This window comes from Streptomyces sp. NPDC005706 (genome assembly GCF_040631045.1).
In the GTDB taxonomy this organism is placed as follows: domain Bacteria; phylum Actinomycetota; class Actinomycetes; order Streptomycetales; family Streptomycetaceae; genus Streptomyces.
On record NZ_JBEXYS010000004.1, the window covers coordinates 1 to 18,178 of the forward strand.

Sequence of the window (18,178 nt, forward strand, 5' to 3'; positions counted from 1 at the left end):
CGGGGTATCAACTAATCTGGCGTTGATTTTTGGCACGCTGTTGAGTTCTCAAGGAACGGTCGCTTCCTTTGTACTCACCCTCTCGGGCTTTCCTCTGGGCGCTTCCCTTCGGTGTTCCAAACTCTATCAGTGTTTTTCCGACTCTCTGACCACCCTCCGCGGACATGCGGAAGGGATCCCGAGAGAGGATCTGACCAGTTTGGTTGCTGCCGGGCCGCGACACTTACGCGCCGCACCGCCCCAAGCAGGAGTACGAGGGTACACGGGGCCTCGAAGGCCATGCAAATCGACGGTGTTGGTGGTCTAGACCACTAGCTGGTAAGTTCCATACGGAACCGTCACTTCCTTTGGCATACGCTGCTGCTCAGCGCGCCGTTTACGGGACAGGCAGTGACGGCCCCACCTGCAGCTCCACTTCTGGGAGGCTTCCCATGACCACCGTGACGTCCCCTCTCGCCGGTCGGGCCATCGGACTGGCCGAAGTGCCGGATCCGGTCTTCTCCGGGGCCATGGTCGGCCCGGGTACCGCGATCGACCCCGTGCGTGAACCCTCCGAGGCCGTGGCGCCGGTGGACGGCGTCATCGTTTCCCTGCACCCGCACGCCTTCGTCGTGGTCGACGGAACCGGGCACGGTGTGCTGACCCACCTCGGCATCGACACCGTTCAGCTCAACGGCGAGGGCTTCGAACTGCTCGTCGGCAAGGGGGACACCGTGACGCGTGGACAGAGCATCGTGCGCTGGGACCCGGCCGCGGTCGAGGCGGCCGGCAAGTCCCCCGTGTGCCCCGTCGTAGCCCTCGAGGCCACCGCCGAGTCCCTCTCCGATCTGCGGGACAGTGGTGACGTGAAGGCCGGCGACAGCCTCTTCTCCTGGAACTGACGGCACGGCCGCCGTCCGGCGGCGTACAGGACGACCACCGCGGCGGCGGTCCCGCCGCACTATCGGAGACGGTGAGATGGAGACAACGCTGCGAGGCGTCGGCGTGAGCCACGGTGTGGCGATCGGCGAGGTTCGGCACATGGGGACGGCGGTGCTCGAGCCGCCTGCCAAGCAGATACCCGCGGACGAGGCGGGACGTGAGCAGGGACGGGCCCGCCAGGCGGTGGACGCCGTGGCGGCCGATCTGATGGCGCGCGGCAATCTGGCCGGCGGCGAGGCCCAGGCGGTGCTCGAGGCGCAGGCCATGATGGCCCAGGACCCCGAGCTGATGGCGGACGTCGAGCGACGGATCGCCGTCGGCAGTACGGCCGAGCGTGCCGTCTACGACGCGTTCGCCGCGTACCGCGAGCTGCTGGCAGGTGCCGGCGAGTACCTCGCCGGGCGCGTGGCCGACCTGGACGACGTGCGGAACCGGATCGTCGCCCGGCTCCTGGGTGTGCCGATGCCGGGTGTTCCGGACAGTGACAAGCCCTATGTGCTGGTGGCGCGCGATCTGGCGCCCGCGGACACGGCGCTGCTCGACCCCACTCTCGTCCTCGGTTTCGTGACCGAGGAGGGCGGGCCGACCAGTCACAGCGCCATCCTCGCCCGCGCCCTGGGTGTTCCGGCCGTCGTGGCGCTCCCGGGCGCCAAAGAACTGGCCGAGGGGACGGTGGTCGCCGTCGACGGCAGCACCGGTGACATCTTCGTGAATCCGAGCGCCGGGAAGAGGGCGGAGCTGGAGTCGGCGGCCGCCGAGCGCAAGGCCGCGCTGGCGGCTTCCACCGGCCCGGGTGCGACGGCCGACGGGCACAAGATGCCGCTGCTGGCCAACGTCGGCGGGCCCGCGGACGTGCCGGCCGCCGTGGAGGCCGGGGCCGAGGGTGTCGGTCTGTTCCGCACGGAGTTCCTGTTCCTGGACGACAGCGAGAACGCTCCGTCCGAGGACAAGCAGGTGGAGGCCTACCGGCAGGTGCTGGAGGCGTTCCCCGAGGGCCGTGTGGTGGTGCGGGTGCTGGACGCGGGCGCGGACAAGCCGCTCGAGTTCCTCACCCCGGCGGACGAGCCGAACCCGGCGCTTGGCGTGCGTGGTCTGCGGACCCTGCTCGACCACCCCGACGTCCTGCGCACCCAGCTCACCGCGCTGGCCAGGGCGGCGGAAGGGCTGCCGGTCTACCTCGAGGTCATGGCGCCCATGGTGGCGGACCGCGCGGATGCCAAGGCGTTCGCGGACGCCTGCCGCGAGGCGGGGCTGCGGGCGAAGTTCGGCGCCATGGTGGAGATCCCGTCCGCCGCGCTGCGGGCGCGTTCGATCCTTCAGGAGGTCGAGTTCCTCTCGCTGGGGACCAATGACCTCGCGCAGTACACCTTTGCCGCGGATCGCCAGGTCGGTGCGGTCTCCCGGCTCCAGGACCCGTGGCAGCCGGCGCTGCTCGACCTGGTGGCGCTGTCCGCCGAGGCGGCCAAGGCCGAGGGCAAGAGCTGCGGGGTGTGCGGCGAGGCCGCCTCCGATCCGCTGCTGGCCTGTGTGCTGACCGGTCTGGGTGTCACCTCCCTGTCCATGGGCGCGGCGTCGCTTCCCTACGTCCGGGCGACGCTGGCGAAGTACACGCTGGCCCAGTGTGAGCGGGCCGCCGCCGCCGCGCGGGCGGCGGACAGCGCCGCTGAGGCACGCGGCGCCGCGCAGGCGGTGCTGTCCGGGGAGTAGTCGGTCCCGGCTCGCACCGGATGGCCGGTTCAGGGGCGTCCCACCGTCGGGTGGGGCGCCCCTGGCGCGTTCAGTGGCGGTGCTCCGGTGGCGTGTCCTCCTGTCCGAGGTCGGGCGGTGCGCAGTAGTCGACGTCCGGTTCGGGGCTGATGATGTCGCCGGATTCGGCGTCCGTGCAGTAGGCGTCGAAGACCTCGGCGGCGCTGAGGGGTACGAGGTCGCCGCCGCGCAGTCGCCAGCCGTGCACGCGGTCGGCCGTGCCGGGAGAGCTGACACGCATGACCAGGCCGCCGTGGCTCTTGGTGGCGAGGCCGAGGGCGAGGACGCTGGTGAATTCGAGGGCTTCCGCCTCGTCGAGTTCGGTGGTGCCCGTGGTGCCCTGGTCGGCGTGGAGGACGGCCACGAGGGTTTCCGCCGGCGCCGAGACGCTGCAGACGAGGTGGCGGTCGCCGGGCGGGGCGGTGTCGAGGATGCGGACGACGAGGTCGGACGCACGGGTGAAGGCGGCGCGGCCGATGTCCTCGCCGCAGGTGGCGCAGGGGCCGAGGCGGGTCAGGAGGACGGTGGCGTACTCCCAGGTGGCCTGGCGTACGGCTTCGTCGACGAGGTCGGGCAGGAGTGTGGTGAGGGGACGGCCGTCGTAGGGGACGGTGGGGCCGGTGGCCGCCAGTTGTGCGGTGAACCGGGCACGGCTGGCGGACGCTTCCGGGTCGAGGCCGGTTTCCGCGCAGAACGCGGCGTAGTCCTCGGGATCGAACAGGGCCAGTGTCGTGTGTCCGCCCTGGGCCGCCCGGGTTTTCAGCAGGGCCTCCACCTGTTGCAGGTAGGTGGTGTGGTCGTCGAAGACGAAGCTGCGGTAGCGCCGCATGGCGCTGAAGTCGTGTTCGTCGGTGAGCAGGCCGATGGTGCCGGCGATCTCGCGGCGCAGGACGCGTCGCATCGTCTGCTGGTCGGTGAGCGCCATGTTTCCCCCAAGTGCGCGGTCGATCAATGCTCACTCACAGTAACCGGGGGCACTGACAACGGGCCGTGGCGGAGGCGTTCGGCCAGGGGGGTCGCGCGTCCGGCCCCGGACTCCGGCGCCGTGGCGGGCGGGTCCGAGGCCTTTCGCGGAGGCGGTCAGGCGCGCTTGCGGGCCAGTTCCTCGTAGAAGTCCAGCAGCGTGAGGTCGTCGATGGAGCCGGGGTTGACGGCCTTCTCCAGAGGGGTGCCCTGGAGGAGGCGCTTGACCGGGACCTCGATGCGCTTGCCGGTGAGGGTGTGCGGGATGCCGGGGACGGCGATGACCTCGTCGGGGACGTGGCGCGGCGAGAGCTGTTCGCGGATGGCCTGCTTGATGCGGTTCAGGAGCGCCTCGTCGAGGACGGCGCCCGGTGCCAGGTGCACGAAGAGCGGCATCCAGTAGCCCCCGTCGGGCTGCTCGATGCCGATGACGAGGGACTCCTTGATTTCGGGCAGCCGTTCGACCACTTCGTAGATGTCGGCCGAGCCCATGCGTACGCCCTGCCGGTTGAGGGTGGAGTCGGAGCGGCCGTGGATGATCACTGATCCGCGCGAGGTGAGGGTGATCCAGTCGCCGTGCCGCCAGACGCCCGGGTACGTGTCGAAGTAGCTGTCGTGGTAGCGGTTGCCGTCGGGGTCGTTCCAGAAGTGGATCGGCATGGACGGCATGGGGTTGGTGACGACCAGCTCGCCCACCTCGTCGACGAGGGGTTTGCCGCTCGGGTCCCAGGACCGCAGGTCGGTGCCCAGGCCGGGCGCCTGGAGTTCGCCGGTGTACACGGGCAGGGTCGGTACGGCTCCGGCGAAGCAGGAGCAGACGTCCGTGCCACCGCTGACGGAGGCGATCCACAGGTCGTCGCGGACTTCGTCGTGCAGCCAGCGGAACCCGTCCGGCGGCAGCGGCGAGCCGGTGGTGGCGACGCACTGGACGCGGGAGAGGTCGAAGTCGCGGGACGGGTGCACGCCCGCTTTGCGGCAGGCCATGACGTAGGCGGCGGAGGTGCCGTAGAGGGTGGCTCCGGTGCGCTCCGCGACGCGCCACTGGGCGCCGGTGTCCGGATAGCCGGGGCTGCCGTCGTACAGGACGATCGTCGTGCCCGTGAGCAGGCCGGAGACGAGGAAGTTCCACATCATCCAGCCGGTCGAGGTGTACCAGAAGAAGCGGTCCTCGGGGCCGAGGTCGCAGTGCAGGCCGAGCTGTTTGAGGTGCTCCACCAGGATGCCGCCCTGGGACTGCACGATGGCCTTGGGCAGGCCGGTGGTCCCGGAGGAGTACAGGACCCACAGCGGATGGCCGAACGGCACCTGTTCGAAGACCGGCTCGGTGTCGGCGGCCGTCAGTGCCGACCACTCCAGGGCGCCCTCGGGTGCTTCGGTGCCGAGGAGCGGGATGTGGACGACGGCGCGCAGGGTGGGCAGCTCCCGGCGCAGTTCGGCGACGGTCTCGCGGCGGTCGTGCTCCTTGCCGCCGTAGCGGTAGCCGTCGACGGTGAACAGGACGACGGGTTCGACCTGCTGGAAGCGGTCGAGGACGCTGCGGGCGCCGAAGTCGGGGGCGCAGGAGGTCCACACGGCGCCCACGGCGGCCGTGGCCAGGAGGGCGACCACGGCCTCGGGGATGTTCGGGAGGTATCCGCTGACCCGGTCACCGGGGCGGACGCCGAGGGCGCGGAGTTCGGCGGCGAGGGAGCCGACCTGGCGGCGCAGCTCGGCCCAGGTCACCGGGAGCGGTTCATGGGTCTCGTCGACGTACAGGAGCGCCGGCTCGTCGGGGCGTGCGGCCGCGGCGCGCAGGGCGTGCTCGGCGTAGTTGAGGGTGGCTCCGGGGAACCACTCGGCGCCGGGCATCGAGCGGTCGCCGAGCACGCGTGTGCAGGGGGTCGAGAATCTGACGTCGAACCAGTCGGTGACGGCTTTCCAGAACGTGTCCAGCCGCTCCACGGACCACTGGTGCAGTGCGGGATAGCCGCCTTCGGCCGGGGCGCCGTGGTGTTCGGCGGCCCATGCCTGGAACTCGGTGATGCGTGCCTGGGCGATCCGCTCGGGATCGGGCTGCCAGAGCGGCTGGGGGTTCGCTGTCGACATGGGGCGGCTCCCGGGCTGTGCGCGTCGTGTGCGTCGGTCCGCGCACGGGCTGGGGTGTGCGCGTGACGCGGCTGACAGGGACGATGCCATGTGATCGACTTCTGCACCAGGGTGGGCCCCACATAGTCCGTGTCGTGAAGATGTGGCCCGGGCACGGGTGAACGGCAGTTGAACGACACGCGCGCGTGGGGCCGTCAGTGGCAGGGTGAGCAGCATGGACGGTCGTGACCTGGTGCGTTCGATGAGTGTTGGCGGTTCGGGGCGGGCGGCTCAGGGGTTGCGTACGGTGCGGGCGGCGTGGCGCAGACGGCGGATCGACGCCGCCGGCCTGCCCGCGCGAGGGGCCGAGCGGGCGCGGGTCCCGGGGCGGGTGCGGGACGCGGAGCCGGGGCCTGGGGGCGGTCTGATCCGGTTCAGCCGGTCCGAACTGCGGATCACCGTGGCGGTGAGCGGGGCCGTGTTCTGGGGCTGGGATGGGGCGGGGCCGGAGCCGTCGTACGCGCTCGCCGGGGCGTGTCCGGATCCTGATCCGCGAGCCGTGCTGGAGCCGGACAAGGACGGCGGCTGGCGGGTGGTGGCCGAGCGGGTGACGGTCGTCGTCTCACGGCACGGGGCGCTGCAGGTGTGCACGCCGGGTGGAGTGGTGCTGCGGCGGGAGATGCCGCCGCGGTGGTGGGAGCCGGCCGGAGGGGGCGCGGCGCGGTGGATGCAGCGGTCCGAGGTGGCGGCGGACGCCCGGTTCTTCGGTCTGGGCGGGCGCGCGGGCGGCCCGCGGCTGCGCGACGGCACCTACCGGCTGTGGAACACCGATCCGGGCCGTGCGTTCGGCCCGGGGGACGATCCGCTGTACGTGACCATGCCGGTGCAGTTGGTGGTCGCGGACGCCGCGACCCATCTGATGTTCCACGACACCTCGTGGGACGGCACGGTGAGCCTGCGGGAGGGCGAGGAGGGTGCCGGGTCCGGACACGACCGGCCGGGTCGCTGTGAGCTGCGCATGGACGGGGGGCCGCTGCGCTGCTGGGTGATGGTGGGCACGCCCGCGCGCGTGCTGCTCACCTGGGCGTCGCTGACCGGGGCGCCCGCGCTGCCGCCCGCGTGGGCGCTCGGCCACCAGCACGCGCGGTGGGGCTTCGGCGGTGAGCAGGAGGTGCGCCGGATCGTCGCGGGATACCAGGAGCGCGATCTGCCGCTGGACGCCGTGCACCTGGACATCGACCACTACGACGGCCACCAGGTGTTCACCGTCGACCAGGAGCGCTTCCCGAAGCTGCCGGTGCTCGCGGAGGAGCTGCGCCGGGACGGTGTCAGGCTGGTGTCGATCGTCGACCCCGCGGTGAAGGCCGTGCCGGGCGATGCCGTGTACGACAGCGGTTCGGCCCTGGACGCGTTCGTGCGGGACGGTGCGGGGCGGACGGTCCGGGGCGAGGTGTGGGCCGGCGAGTCGGTCTTCCCTGACTTCACGCACGCGGGGGTGCGCAAGTGGTGGGGCGGGCTGTACGAGGAGCGGCTGGGGCAGGGCTTCGCGGGGTTCTGGCACGACATGAACGAGCCGACGTCGTTCAGCGCCTTCGGCGAGACGACGCTGCCGCGTTCGGCGCGGCACGCCGTCGAGGGACGCGGTGGCGACCATCGCGAGGCGCACAACGTGTACGCCCTCTGCATGGCCAGGGCGGCCTACGAGGGGCTGCGCGAGCTGTCGCCCAAGGAGCGCCCGTTCCTGTTCTCCCGGTCGGGCTGGGCCGGCATGCAGCGCTACGGCGGTACCTGGTCCGGGGACGTGGCGACGGGCTGGCCGGGGCTGCGGGCCTCGCTGTCGCTGGTGCTGGGGCTGGGTCTGTGCGGGGTGCCCTACTCGGGGCCGGACGTGGGCGGCTTCGACGGCAGTCCGTCGCCTGAGCTGTATCTGCGCTGGTTCCAGCTCGGCGCGTACCTGCCACTGTTCCGGACGCACGCCGGTCTGCGCGCGGGGCGCAGGGAGCCGTGGGAGTTCGGTGCCGAGGTGCTGGCGCACGCGCGCGTGGCACTGCTCGAACGCCGGCGTCTGCTGCCGTACTTCGTGACGCTGGCGCACCTGGCGCGGCGCACCGGCGCGCCCTATGTGCGGCCGCTGTGGTGGGGGGCGCCCGAGGACCGCGCGCTGCGCGGCTGTGAGGACGCGTTCCTGCTCGGGGACCAGTTGCTGGTGGCGCCGGTTCTCGATCCCGGTACCGGGCGGCGTGCGGTGCTGCTGCCGCGGGGCCGCTGGTACGACACGGTGACGGAGGAGGCGTACGAGGGGCCGGGGCGGGTCTTTCTGGACGCGCCGCTGTCGCGGATCCCGGTGCTCGCGCGCGCGGGAGCGGTCGTTCCCGTCCGGGGCGAGGACGGCGGACTGGAACTGGAGGTGTGGGCGCCCGCCCGGGGGCGGGCCGGGGGCGGGCTGGTCGTCCAGGACGCGGGCGACGGCTGGGACGAACCGGAGATCGAGCGGTATGCGGCCCGCCGGCAGGGTCGGCGGGTGGTGGTGACGTGGGAGCGGGAGGACGGCGCGGCGGAGCCGCCCCACCCGGTGCGGGTACGGGGACTGGGCTGAGCGGGCGGCTCAGATGTAGCGGCCCTCGAACCAGCCCCGTACGGCGAGGGTGTGCAGCGGGAAGGCGAGTTCCTCGGGTCGGCGCAGCAGGTGCCAGCCCTCGGTCTCGTTCGTGGCGCCGGACGGCGGGAGTCCTTCGGCGGGACGTTCGGGCAGGAGTCCGAACAGCAGCAGGTGCCCGTCGGGTGAGCTCATGGCGTCCACGAGGCGGACGTCACGGGCGGCGGCGTCGATGCCCGTCTCCTCCTTGAGCTCGCGCACGACGGCCTGTTTCCAGTCCTCCCGGTCGTCGATGTAGCCACCGGGCAGAGCCGTGCCTCCGCGCGCCGGGGCGACGGTCCGGGTGATGACGACCAGGGCCGTGCCGCTGGTGTCGTAGACGGGCTGGAGCGCGACGGCGACCGGGAGCGGGTTGCGGTAGGCGACGGTGCCGCAGGAGGGGCAGGTGCGCGGCCAGCCCGTCATGCCCTCTCCGTAGGGCGCTCCGCAGCTGGAACAGTGGGATCCAGGCGCGGAGTTGGCGGTTGAATGCTGATTTTCGGACACGCGCGGACTGTATCCGATCAGAGGAAGGACTTCTTCCGGCACTGACGAACAGGGTGCCGACGTGGGGCGAGGGAGCCCGGCCGGCACGTTCGGGTGTGCTCCCACCGGGCGCCCCTCCACGCTCCGTGATCACCCGGGAATGCTGCGTGAACGTCTCATGAACTGGGCCTGGGCGGATTCCGGCGGCGCCATCATGCTCCCGTGCACTCCTGGACGGATACTCTCCGCTTCGCCTTCCAGCCGGTGGTCAATCTGAGGACAGGCGCGGTCACCGCACTGGAGGTACTCGCCCGCCCGGAGACCGGCGACGTCCTGGCCGAGGCCCGCCGGGACCCCGAACTCGACGGCAGGCTGGCCGTGCTGGCGCTCCGCGCGGCGTCCCGCAAGGAGACGCTGCTGCCGCTGCACCTCAACGTGTTCGCCGCGACCCTGGCCGACCTCGGCGGTCTCGCCCGCCTGCACGACGCCGTCCGCGCGGTGGGGCGGATGCCCTGGGAGGTGACTCTCGACATCGTGCCACCCTGCACCCATGTGCCGCAGCGGGCGCTGCTGGAAGCGGTGGGCGCGCTGCGTGAGCAGGGGTTCCGGATCAGCGCGGACGGTATCGGAGACGGGGACGTGCCTCTGCGGCTGCTCACCGACCTCTCCCCCGACCTGGTCAAGCTGGACGCCTCGCTGCTGGCCCGGCCGGCCGCCGTGCGGGCGATGCGGACACTGTGCGAGCAACTGGGCGCCCTGGTGGCGGTCGAGGGCGTGGAGACCGAACTGCAGTGCGCGGCCGCGCTGTCGGCCGGTGCACAGCTCGCCCAGGGCGAGCTGTTCGCACCGCCGGCCCGCATTCCGGTGGCGGACGTGTACGTTCCGCCCCACTCCCCCACGGCCCTCACCCAGCCCCGGCCGGGCCCGCCGGTACGGGAGTTCGTGCGTCCCGCCGCCGTTCTGCCGGTGACCGCTTCGGCAGGGCAGGTCCGGGCACTGCTGACCGGTTCACCGGAGGTTTCCGGGGTGCTGCTCGTGGACCAGGCCGGGGTACCCGTCCGTTCGGTGCACCGGTCGCGCTTCCTGCTGTCGATGTCCGGCCGGTACGGGCACGCCCTGTACGCGGACCGGCCCGCGCACAAGCTGAGCGACGCGCCGCGCGCGGTCGGTGTGGACGCCACCGCCTGGGAGGTGCTGGACGTCGTGGCGATCGGCGGCAGCGACCGCACCTCGGACGATGTGGCCGTCGTCGACCACCGGGGCCGGTGCGTGGGCGTGGTACGGCTCGCGGACCTCGTTCGGGCGCTGGCCGAGACGCGGGTGGAGGAGGCGGCGGGCCTGAACCCGCTGACCCGGCTGCCCGGTTCGGACGCGATCACGGGTGAGGTGGACCGGCGTATCGCCGAGGGACGGGCGTTCGCGCTCAGCTGGCTGGACATCGACCACTTCAAGCAGGTCAACGACGGTGCCGGTTTCGCGGCGGGCGACGAGCTGATCCGCTCGGTGGGCCGGGCACTGCAGGAGGCCGCGGCGGGGCACGCGCGCGTGGGCCACATCGGCGGGGACGACTTCCTGGTGCTGTCCGAGGAGGAGGCGCTCGAGCCACTGGCCACCGCCGTGCTCGACGCTCTCTGGTCGGCGGGCGGCCGCCTGGTCACGCTGTCCCTCTCGACCGTGGTGTGCTCGCCCGGGAGCGTGTTCGACCACCGGCAGGCCGCCGCGCATCTCGCCCCGCTGAAGAAGGCCGCGAAGGCCCTCCCCGGTACGAGTTGGGTGCTCGCGCGGGCGGGACTGCCCGGACAGGAGATCCGGCGCGGCCGTGGGGCGGCATCGGCCCGGGCGGGCTGCGCGTCGGCCGAGCCGCTCGGGTGAATTACCCGGCCGTACACGGCGGTTCGAGCCCCCACCTGCGGGAAGGGCGCGGTGGGAGTCCCCGCCCGGGCAACCGCTGTCATCGTTGCCGTCGGCGACCTTGACGGCCTCCCGGTGCCGGTGAACACTTCCCGGTGTCAGCCGACATCGCCATACATTCATGGCGTATTCAGGCACTGCGCCACGGGTCTTTTCCCTGCCCACCGGCCTGCCTCTGAGGGCGATACGGCTGCGACGGCACGCTCGTCACGGACGCCGGGCGGGGCGCGGGGCCCTCCCTGCCTTCGGCTGAAGTCGCCAAAGGAACCGTTCCTGCACGGAAGGCCGGGGCTGTTCGCCCCAGGCCGGCGTCAAGGGAGCCGCCATGAGCAACGGAGACATATTCGTCGGCGAAGTCATCGGTACCGCGATCCTGATCCTGTTCGGTGCGGGTGTCTGCGCCGCCGTCACCCTCAGATACTCCAAGGCCCGCGCCGCCGGTTGGGTGGTCATCGCGTTCGGCTGGGGATTCGGCGTGCTCGCGGGCGCCTACACCGCCGCGCCCCTGTCGGGCGGGCACCTCAATCCCGCGGTCACCATCGGCATCGCCGTGGACACCGGCGAGTGGGACAAGGTCTGGGTCTATCTGCTGGGCCAGATCGTCGGCGCGATGCTCGGTGCCGTCCTCGCCTACCTGGTGTATCTAGCGCAGTTCCAGGCCAATGTCCGCAAGGAGGGCACGACGGAGGGAACCGCCGACGAACCGGTGCCGACACTGGGCATCTTCTCGACCATCCCGGAGATCAGGAATCCGGTCGCCAACCTCGTCACCGAGATCATCGCGACGATGTCGCTCGTGCTGCCCGTCCTCGCCTTCGGGCTCACCAAGGGACTCGGCGAGTCCGGCACGACGGTGCTGATCGTCTCACTGCTCGTCGTCGGTATCGGGCTGTCCCTCGGCGGCCCCACCGGCTACGCCATCAACCCGGCCCGCGACCTCGGCCCGCGCATCGTGCACACGTTCCTGCCGATCCCGAACAAGGGCACGTCCGACTGGGGTTACTCCTGGATCCCGGTCGTCGGCCCGCTGATCGGCGGCGCGCTCGCGGGCCTCGTCTACAACATCGCCTTCTGACCGGGCGACCCGAGCGCCTACCGCGCGGACCCGGCCACGAAGCCCGATCCAGCGACCCGACCCAGCGACCCAGGGACAGCCATGACGGACACCGCCGAGAAGTACGTCGCCGCCATCGACCAGGGCACCACGTCCAGCCGCTGCATCATCTTCGACCACGGTGGCGCGATCGTCGCCGTGGACCAGCGCGAGCACCGCCAGATCTTCCCCAAACCGGGCTGGGTGGAGCACGACGCCACCGAGATCTGGTCCAAGGTGCAGGCCGTGGTGGCCGGGGCGCTGGCCAAGGCCGGGCTGCGCGCCGACCGGCTCAGCGCGCTCGGCATCACCAACCAGCGGGAGACCACGGTCCTGTGGGACCGCGCCACGGGCAAGCCCGTGCACAACGCGATCGTCTGGCAGGACACCCGTACCGCCGCCCTCTGCCGTGAACTGGGCGGCACCGACGGGCAGGACCGCTTCCGGGAGCCGACTGGGCTCCCGCTGGCCAGCTACTTCTCCGGCCCGAAGGCGGCCTGGCTGCTGGACAACGTGCCCGGCCTCAGGGAGCGCGCCGAGCGCGGTGAGATCGCCTTCGGCACCATCGACTCATGGCTGATCTGGAACCTCACCGGCGGCCCGGACGGCGGCCGGCACGTCACCGACGTCACGAACGCCGGCCGCACCATGCTGATGAACCTGAACACGCTCCAGTGGGACCCGGCCATCCTCTCCGCGATGAACGTGCCCGAGGCGGTCCTGCCGGAGATCAGGTCGTCCGCCGAGGTGTACGGCACCGCCGTCGGACCGCTCGCCGGAGTCCCCGTGGCCTCGGCGCTCGGCGACCAGCAGGCGGCCGTGTTCGGGCAGGCCTGCTACGACGTCGGCACCGCGAAGAACACCTACGGCACCGGCAGCTTCCTGCTCCTCAACACCGGTGACCGGCCGGTGGCGTCCAAGAGCGGCCTGCTGACGACGATGGGCTACAAGATCGGCGGGGAGGCGCCGGTGTACTGCCTGGAGGGGTCCATAGCGATAACGGGCGCGCTGGTCCAGTGGTTCCGCGACCAGCTCGGCATCATCCGCGACGCCGACGAGATCGAGACCCTGGCGGCGAGCGTGGCGGACAACGGCGGCGCCTACATCGTGCCCGCGTTCTCCGGACTGTTCGCGCCCTACTGGCGCTCCGACGCGCGCGGCGTCGTCACCGGCCTGACCCGGTACGTCACCAAGGCGCACCTCGCGCGCGCGGTGCTGGAGGCGACGAGCTGGCAGACGCGGGAGGTCGTGGACGCCATGTACCAGGACTCCGGGGTACGGATCACGACCCTGAAGGTCGACGGCGGCATGACGAAGAACAACCTGCTCATGCAGCACCAGGCCGATGTGCTCGGCGTTCCGGTGATCCGGCCGCGGGTGTCCGAGACCACCTGCCTGGGAGCCGCCTACGCTGCCGGTCTGGCGACGGGCGTGTGGAACGACCTCGACGAGCTGAAGTCGCACTGGCAACGGGACGCCGAGTGGACTCCCGCGATGGAGGCACCGGTACGCGACCGTGAGTACCGCAACTGGCGCAGGGCGGTGGAGAAGAGCTTCGGCTGGCTCGAGGAGGACGACGTGTAGGGGCGAGGGTATCCGGCACGCGCGCGTGCGAGATGCGTGAATCCCTCACGCGCGCGGCGGGTGTCCGCGGGGACCGCGGCCCGTACCCCTGTCGGTGGGGGTACGGGCCGTGCCGCGGGCCGAGGGGATCAGGTGGTAAGGGCCCGGCGACGGTCGGCCGCGTACTCCATGGCGTGCTGGACGACGCCGATGAGCACCTCCTTCACGGACTCACGGTCACGTGCGTCGCACAGCACGACCGGCACCCCCTCGTCCAGGTCGAGGGCCTGCCGTACGGATTCCGCGGGGTAACGGTCCGCCCCTTCGAAGCAGTTGACGCCGACGACGAAGGGGATCGAGCGCCGTTCGAAGTAGTCGACGGCGGCGAAGCAGTCCTCCAGGCGGCGCGTGTCCGCAAGGACCACGGCACCGAGCGCGCCCTCGGACAGCTCGTCCCACATGAACCAGAAGCGTTCCTGCCCGGGTGTCCCGAACAGGTAGAGCACGAGGTCCTCGCGCAGGGTGATGCGGCCGAAGTCCATGGCCACGGTGGTCGTGTGCTTCCCCTCCACGCCGCTGGTGTCGTCGACCGGACGCCCGGCCTCGGTGAGCAGTTCCTCGGTACGCAGCGGCCTGATCTCGCTGACCGCGCCGACGAGTGTCGTCTTGCCCACGCCGAAGCCGCCGGCCACCAGGATCTTGAGGGTGACGGGCTCGACCGGGGGCTTGCCGCGTTCAGAACGCCCGAAGATCATCCGTCTCTTCTCCTGCTTGATCGTGTTCGGGTGACGGTCGGCCGTAGCCGCCGCCACCGGGGGTTTCGATGACGAGAACGTCGCCGGGACCCACGTCCGCCGAGCCGCTCCCGCCGAGATCGGTGACCGTGCCGTCGGCCCGTTCCACCCGGTTGGCGCCGAGCGCGCCGGGTTCCCCGCCGGCCATGCCGTACGGGGGCACGCGGCGGTGCTGCGAGAGCGTGGAGACGGTCATGGGCTCCAGGAAGCGGATCCGGCGTACGGCACCGTCGCCGCCGCGCCGGCGCCCCGGGCCGCCGCTGCCCCGCCGGACGGTGAACTCCTCGAGCCGGACGGGGAGCCGCCACTCCAGCACTTCGGGGTCGGTGAGCCGCGAGTTGGTCATGTGGGTCTGCACGACGTCGGCGCCGGGGAAGCCGTCGCCGGCGCCGGATCCGGAGGCGACGGTCTCGTAGTACTGGTGGCGTTCGTTGCCGAAGGTGACGTTGTTCATGGTCCCGGAGCCCTCGGCCTGCACACCGAGCGCGGCGTAGAGGGCACCGGTGACGGCCTGGGATGTCTCCACGTTGCCCGCGACGACGGCGGCGGGCGGCTCGGGGGCGAGCATCGAGCCGGGCGGTACGACGATGTCCAGCGGGCGCAGACAGCCGTCGTTGAGCGGGATCTCGTCGGCGACCAGGGTGCGGAAGACGTACAGGACGGCCGCGTCGACCACTGAGGAGGGGGCGTTGAAGTTGGTGGCGAGCTGGGCGGAGGTGCCGGTGAAATCGATGGTCGCGCGCCGCTCGGCGCGGTCGACGCGCACACGGACGCGGATGACGGCGCCGGAGTCCGTCTCGTAGGCGTACTCCCCGTCCTCCAGGACGTCGATGACCCGGCGGACCGCCTCCTCCGCGTTGTCCTGGACGTGCCGCATGTAGACCTGGACGACGTCGAGGCCGAACTCCTCGATCATGCGCCGGACCTCGTCGACGCCCTTGCGGTTGGCGGCGATCTGCGCGCGGAGATCGGCGAGGTTGGTGCGGACGTTGCGGGAGGGATGGGGAGCCTCGGTGAGGAGACGGCGGGTCTCCTCCTCGCGGAAGCGGCCGTCCTGGGCGAGCAGCCAGTTGTCGAAGAGGACGCCCTCCTCGTCGATGGTCCGGCTGTGCGCGGGCATGGAGCCCGGGGCGATGCCGCCGATCTCGGCGTGGTGGCCGCGGGAGGCGACGTAGAAGAGGATCTCCGGCTCACTCCGCGTGACCGTGGTGCCCTCGGTGTCGAAGACCGGGGTGATCACGGTGACGTCGGGCAGGTGGGTGCCGCCGTGGTAGGGGTCGTTGACGGCGTAGGTGTCGCCGGGGCGCATCGAGGTGCGGCGGCGGCGGATGACCTCCTTGACGCTGGTGCCCATGGAGCCCAGGTGGACGGGGATGTGGGGCGCGTTGGCCACCAGGTTCCCGAGGGGGTCGAACAGGGCGCAGGAGAAGTCCAGCCGCTCTTTGATGTTGACGGACTGGGCCGTGGACTCCAGTCGGGCGCCCATCTGTTCGGCGATCGACATGAAGAGGTTGTTGAAGACCTCGAGCAGAACGGGGTCGACTTTCGTGTCGAGTTCGGAACTCTCCGTAATCGCCGTGCGTTCCATGACCAGATGCCCGTCGTGTCCGGCCGCGGCCCGCCAGCCGTCGTCGACGACGGTCGTCGCGCCGGACTCGGTGATGATCGCGGGTCCGGTGACGGTCTCGCCGGGAGGAAGTGCCTCCCGGCGGTGGAGGGGTACGTCGTGCCAGGCGCCGCCGGTGTGCAGCCGGACGGTCCGCGGTGCGGCGCGGTGGCCCTCGTAAGGGGCGAGGGCGGAGAGATCCGGGGGTGCGGTGATGCCGGTGGCTTCGACGGAGAGCGCTTCGACGACGATCGGGCGGTCCAGGGTGAAGGAGTACGTGGCGCGATGACGTTCTTCGAAGGCGTGCGTCATGGTGCCGGGTTCGGTCAGCTCGACGGTGAGGGCGGTGTCGGTGCCGTCGTAGCGGAGCTGGGCGCGGCGGGTGACCTCGATGCGGTCCTCCGGGACGTCCTCGGCGCGCAGTTCGGCGCGGGCGGCGCCCTCCAGGGCGTCGGCCGTCTCGCGGACGCCTGGCATCGAGGCCGCTTCCAGGGGTGCCTCGACGGACTGTTCGCGCATGGCCGTGGTGTCGGCGAGGCCGATGCCGAGCGCGGAGAGCACACCGGCCAGGGGGGGTACGAGGACGGTGCGGATGCCCAGGGAGTCGGCCACCCGGCACGCGTGCTGGCCGCCCGCTCCCCCGAAGGTGGTCAGGGCGTAGCGGGTGACGTCGTGTCCCTTCTGCACGGAGATCCGTTTCACGGCGTTGGCGATGTTGGCGACGGCGATCCGCAGGTAGCCCTCGGCGACCTGCTCGGGCGTGCGGTCGTCGCCGGTCCGCTCGCGGATCTCGTGTGCGAGGGCGGTGAAGCGGTCGTGGACGACGGCGGCGTCCAGGGGCTGGTCGCCGTCCGGGCCGAACACGGCGGGGAAGTGGGCGGGAGGGATGCGGCCGAGCATCACGTTGGCGTCGGTGACGGTGAGCGGGCCGCCGGCGCGGTAGCAGGCGGGCCCGGGGGCGGCGCCGGCCGAGTCGGGGCCGACCCGGTAGCGGGAGCCGTCGAAGTGGAGCACGGAGCCGCCGCCTGCGGCGACGGTGTGGATGTCGAGCATGGGGGCGCGCAGCCGGACGCCGGCGATCTGGCTGGTGAAGACGCGTTCGTACGCGCCGGCGAAGTGCGAGACGTCGGTGGAGGTGCCGCCCATGTCGAAGCCGATGACGCGGTCGAAGCCGGCCCGCTGCGACAAGCGGGCCATGCCCACGATGCCGCCGGCCGGTCCGGAGAGGACGGCGTCCTTGCCGCGGAACTGTCCGGCCTCGGTGAGCCCGCCGTTGGACTGCATGAACATCAGCCGCACACCGTGCAGTTCGTCGGCGACGTGCCGTACGTAGCGGCGCAGCACCGGGGACAGGTAGGCGTCGACGACGGCGGTGTCACCGCGCGGGACGAGCTTCATCAGCGGGCTGGTCTCACTGGACAGCGAGATCTGCGGGAATCCGGTGCGCGCGGCGAGGTCTCCGATGGCGCGTTCGTGGGCCGGGTGCAGATGGCTGTGCAGGCAGACGACGGCCACCGCGCGGATTCCGTCGGCGTAGGCCTGCCGCAGGGGCCCCGCGAGCGCGTCGAGGTCGGGCGCGCGCAGCACGGTTCCGTCGGCGGCGATGCGTTCGTCGGCCTCGACGACCCGCTCGTACAGCAGCCCGGGCAGCCGGATGTGGCGGGCGAAGATGGCGGGGCGGTTCTGGTAGGCGATCCGAAGGGCGTCGCGGAAACCGCGGGTGATCACCAGCAGGGTGCGCTCGCCCTTGCGTTCCAGCAGTGCGTTGGTGGCGACGGTGGTGCCCATGCGCACGGCGTCGACGGGCTCCGGGGAGTCGCGCAGCAGTTCCCGGACGCCCGCGACCGCCGCGTCGGCGTACCGTTCGGGGTTGTCGGACAGCAGCTTGTGCGTGAGCAGCCGGCCGTCCGGACGGCGCGCGACGATGTCGGTGAAGGTGCCGCCTCGGTCGACCCAGAACTGCCAGCCAGTCACGTCGTCACTCCGCTTCCGCGCCCGTCACAGCGCCCGGAGGCCGTTGATCACGTCGCGCAGAATACTCTCGTCCGGCAGCTCGGCCGGGGGCACCGGACGCGTCACATGGATGAGTTCCGCCTGCACGAGGTCCCCGATCAGGACGCGCACCACGCCGATGGGCAGGTTCAGTTCCGCGGCGATCTCGGCGACGGACTGCGGTGCCTCGGCGCAGAGCCCGACGATCTCCACGTGCTCGGGAGCGAGCGTCGGGTCCGTCTCCGGGTCCTGCGCGCCCGGCTCGGTGACGACCACCGCGATCAGGTCGAGGCGGTGCTGGCCCGCACTCGTGGTGCGGCCGCGCGTCATGGCGTACGGGCGGACGACCGGTCCGGCCTCGTCGTCGAACCAGTGGCTGCTTCCCTGACCGTCTCCGCTCATGT

12 protein-coding genes are annotated in these 18,178 nt (G+C 71.7%); 6 read left to right on the forward strand and 6 right to left on the reverse strand.

Translation table 11 applies throughout. The features are described from left to right. Nucleotides 1-431 precede the first annotated feature (431 nt). Complete coding sequence (locus ABZ478_RS09065) at nt 432-881, forward strand: PTS glucose transporter subunit IIA (RefSeq protein ID WP_359546768.1); 450 nt, start codon at nt 432-434, stop codon at nt 879-881. Nucleotides 882-957: 76 nt separating this feature from the next. Continuing rightward, nucleotides 958-2,628, forward strand: coding sequence for a phosphoenolpyruvate--protein phosphotransferase (gene ptsP, locus ABZ478_RS09070; protein WP_359546770.1), 1,671 nt, complete (start codon nt 958-960; stop codon nt 2,626-2,628). A 70-nt stretch (nt 2,629-2,698) separates the two neighbouring features. Here the strand turns inward: ptsP and ABZ478_RS09075 are convergent, their stop codons facing one another. Together ABZ478_RS09075 and ABZ478_RS09080 are read right to left on the reverse strand one after the other, a co-directional pair. Beyond that, complete coding sequence (locus tag ABZ478_RS09075; RefSeq protein ID WP_359546772.1) at nt 2,699-3,592, reverse strand: hypothetical protein; 894 nt, start codon at nt 3,590-3,592, stop codon at nt 2,699-2,701. Between the two features lie 155 nt (nt 3,593-3,747). Further along, nucleotides 3,748-5,715 (reverse strand): acetoacetate--CoA ligase, encoded by a 1,968-nt coding sequence (locus ABZ478_RS09080; protein ID WP_359546774.1) that lies wholly within the window; start codon nt 5,713-5,715, stop codon nt 3,748-3,750. A gap of 214 nt (nt 5,716-5,929) precedes the next feature. Here ABZ478_RS09080 and ABZ478_RS09085 point away from each other — a divergent pair, with 214 nt between their 5' ends. Next, entirely contained in the window at nt 5,930-8,290 is a 2,361-nt protein-coding gene (locus ABZ478_RS09085) for a glycoside hydrolase family 31 protein (protein ID WP_359546776.1), read from the forward strand. Between the two features lie 9 nt (nt 8,291-8,299). Here ABZ478_RS09085 and ABZ478_RS09090 read toward each other — a convergent pair whose 3' ends face one another. Next, the gene (locus ABZ478_RS09090; protein WP_359546778.1) at nt 8,300-8,836 is read right to left on the reverse strand and encodes an NUDIX domain-containing protein; all 537 of its coding nucleotides are present in this window, start codon (nt 8,834-8,836) and stop codon (nt 8,300-8,302) included. Nucleotides 8,837-9,037: 201 nt separating this feature from the next. Here ABZ478_RS09090 and ABZ478_RS09095 point away from each other — a divergent pair, with 201 nt between their 5' ends. The 3 genes from ABZ478_RS09095 to glpK all read left to right on the forward strand — a co-directional run bounded on the left by ABZ478_RS09095 (nt 9,038) and on the right by glpK (nt 13,403). Next, nucleotides 9,038-10,687, forward strand: a complete 1,650-nt coding sequence (locus ABZ478_RS09095) for a GGDEF domain-containing protein (RefSeq protein WP_359546780.1) — start codon at nt 9,038-9,040, stop codon at nt 10,685-10,687. Nucleotides 10,688-11,051: 364 nt separating this feature from the next. After that, nucleotides 11,052-11,801 carry an MIP/aquaporin family protein gene (locus ABZ478_RS09100; RefSeq protein WP_359546781.1) on the forward strand — a complete coding sequence of 250 codons (750 nt, stop codon included), beginning with the start codon at nt 11,052-11,054 and terminating at the stop codon, nt 11,799-11,801. An 81-nt stretch (nt 11,802-11,882) separates the two neighbouring features. Beyond that, nucleotides 11,883-13,403: a glycerol kinase GlpK gene (gene glpK, locus ABZ478_RS09105; RefSeq protein WP_358937385.1), complete on the forward strand. Its 1,521-nt coding sequence runs from the start codon at nt 11,883-11,885 to the stop codon at nt 13,401-13,403. 128 nt (nt 13,404-13,531) lie between these two features. Here glpK and ABZ478_RS09110 read toward each other — a convergent pair whose 3' ends face one another. The 3 genes from ABZ478_RS09110 to ABZ478_RS09120 are packed head-to-tail and all read right to left on the reverse strand — an operon-like array spanning nt 13,532 to nt 18,176. Continuing rightward, nucleotides 13,532-14,137, reverse strand: coding sequence for an ATP/GTP-binding protein (locus tag ABZ478_RS09110; protein ID WP_358937387.1), 606 nt, complete (start codon nt 14,135-14,137; stop codon nt 13,532-13,534). Next, entirely contained in the window at nt 14,118-17,756 is a 3,639-nt protein-coding gene (locus ABZ478_RS09115) for a hydantoinase B/oxoprolinase family protein (protein ID WP_359546783.1), read from the reverse strand. Before ABZ478_RS09115 ends, ABZ478_RS09110 begins: the two co-directional genes overlap by 20 nt. 24 nt (nt 17,757-17,780) lie before the next feature. Next, entirely contained in the window at nt 17,781-18,176 is a 396-nt protein-coding gene (locus ABZ478_RS09120) for a DUF742 domain-containing protein (RefSeq protein ID WP_358937391.1), read from the reverse strand. Between the last annotated feature and the right edge of the window lie 2 nt (nt 18,177-18,178).

What these genes read in the sequence shown, in the direction of transcription:
- ABZ478_RS09075 (WP_359546772.1), bottom strand. Translation starts at nt 3,592, where the DNA reads ATGGCGCTCACCGACCAGCAGACGATGCGACGCGTCCTGCGCCGCGAG.
- ptsP (WP_359546770.1), top strand. Translation starts at nt 958, where the DNA reads ATGGAGACAACGCTGCGAGGCGTCGGCGTGAGCCACGGTGTGGCGATC.
- ABZ478_RS09080 (WP_359546774.1), bottom strand. Translation starts at nt 5,715, where the DNA reads ATGTCGACAGCGAACCCCCAGCCGCTCTGGCAGCCCGATCCCGAGCGG.
- ABZ478_RS09120 (WP_358937391.1), bottom strand. Translation starts at nt 18,176, where the DNA reads ATGAGCGGAGACGGTCAGGGAAGCAGCCACTGGTTCGACGACGAGGCC.
- glpK (WP_358937385.1), top strand. Translation starts at nt 11,883, where the DNA reads ATGACGGACACCGCCGAGAAGTACGTCGCCGCCATCGACCAGGGCACC.
- ABZ478_RS09085 (WP_359546776.1), top strand. Translation starts at nt 5,930, where the DNA reads ATGGACGGTCGTGACCTGGTGCGTTCGATGAGTGTTGGCGGTTCGGGG.
- ABZ478_RS09110 (WP_358937387.1), bottom strand. Translation starts at nt 14,137, where the DNA reads ATGATCTTCGGGCGTTCTGAACGCGGCAAGCCCCCGGTCGAGCCCGTC.
- ABZ478_RS09065 (WP_359546768.1), top strand. Translation starts at nt 432, where the DNA reads ATGACCACCGTGACGTCCCCTCTCGCCGGTCGGGCCATCGGACTGGCC.
- ABZ478_RS09100 (WP_359546781.1), top strand. Translation starts at nt 11,052, where the DNA reads ATGAGCAACGGAGACATATTCGTCGGCGAAGTCATCGGTACCGCGATC.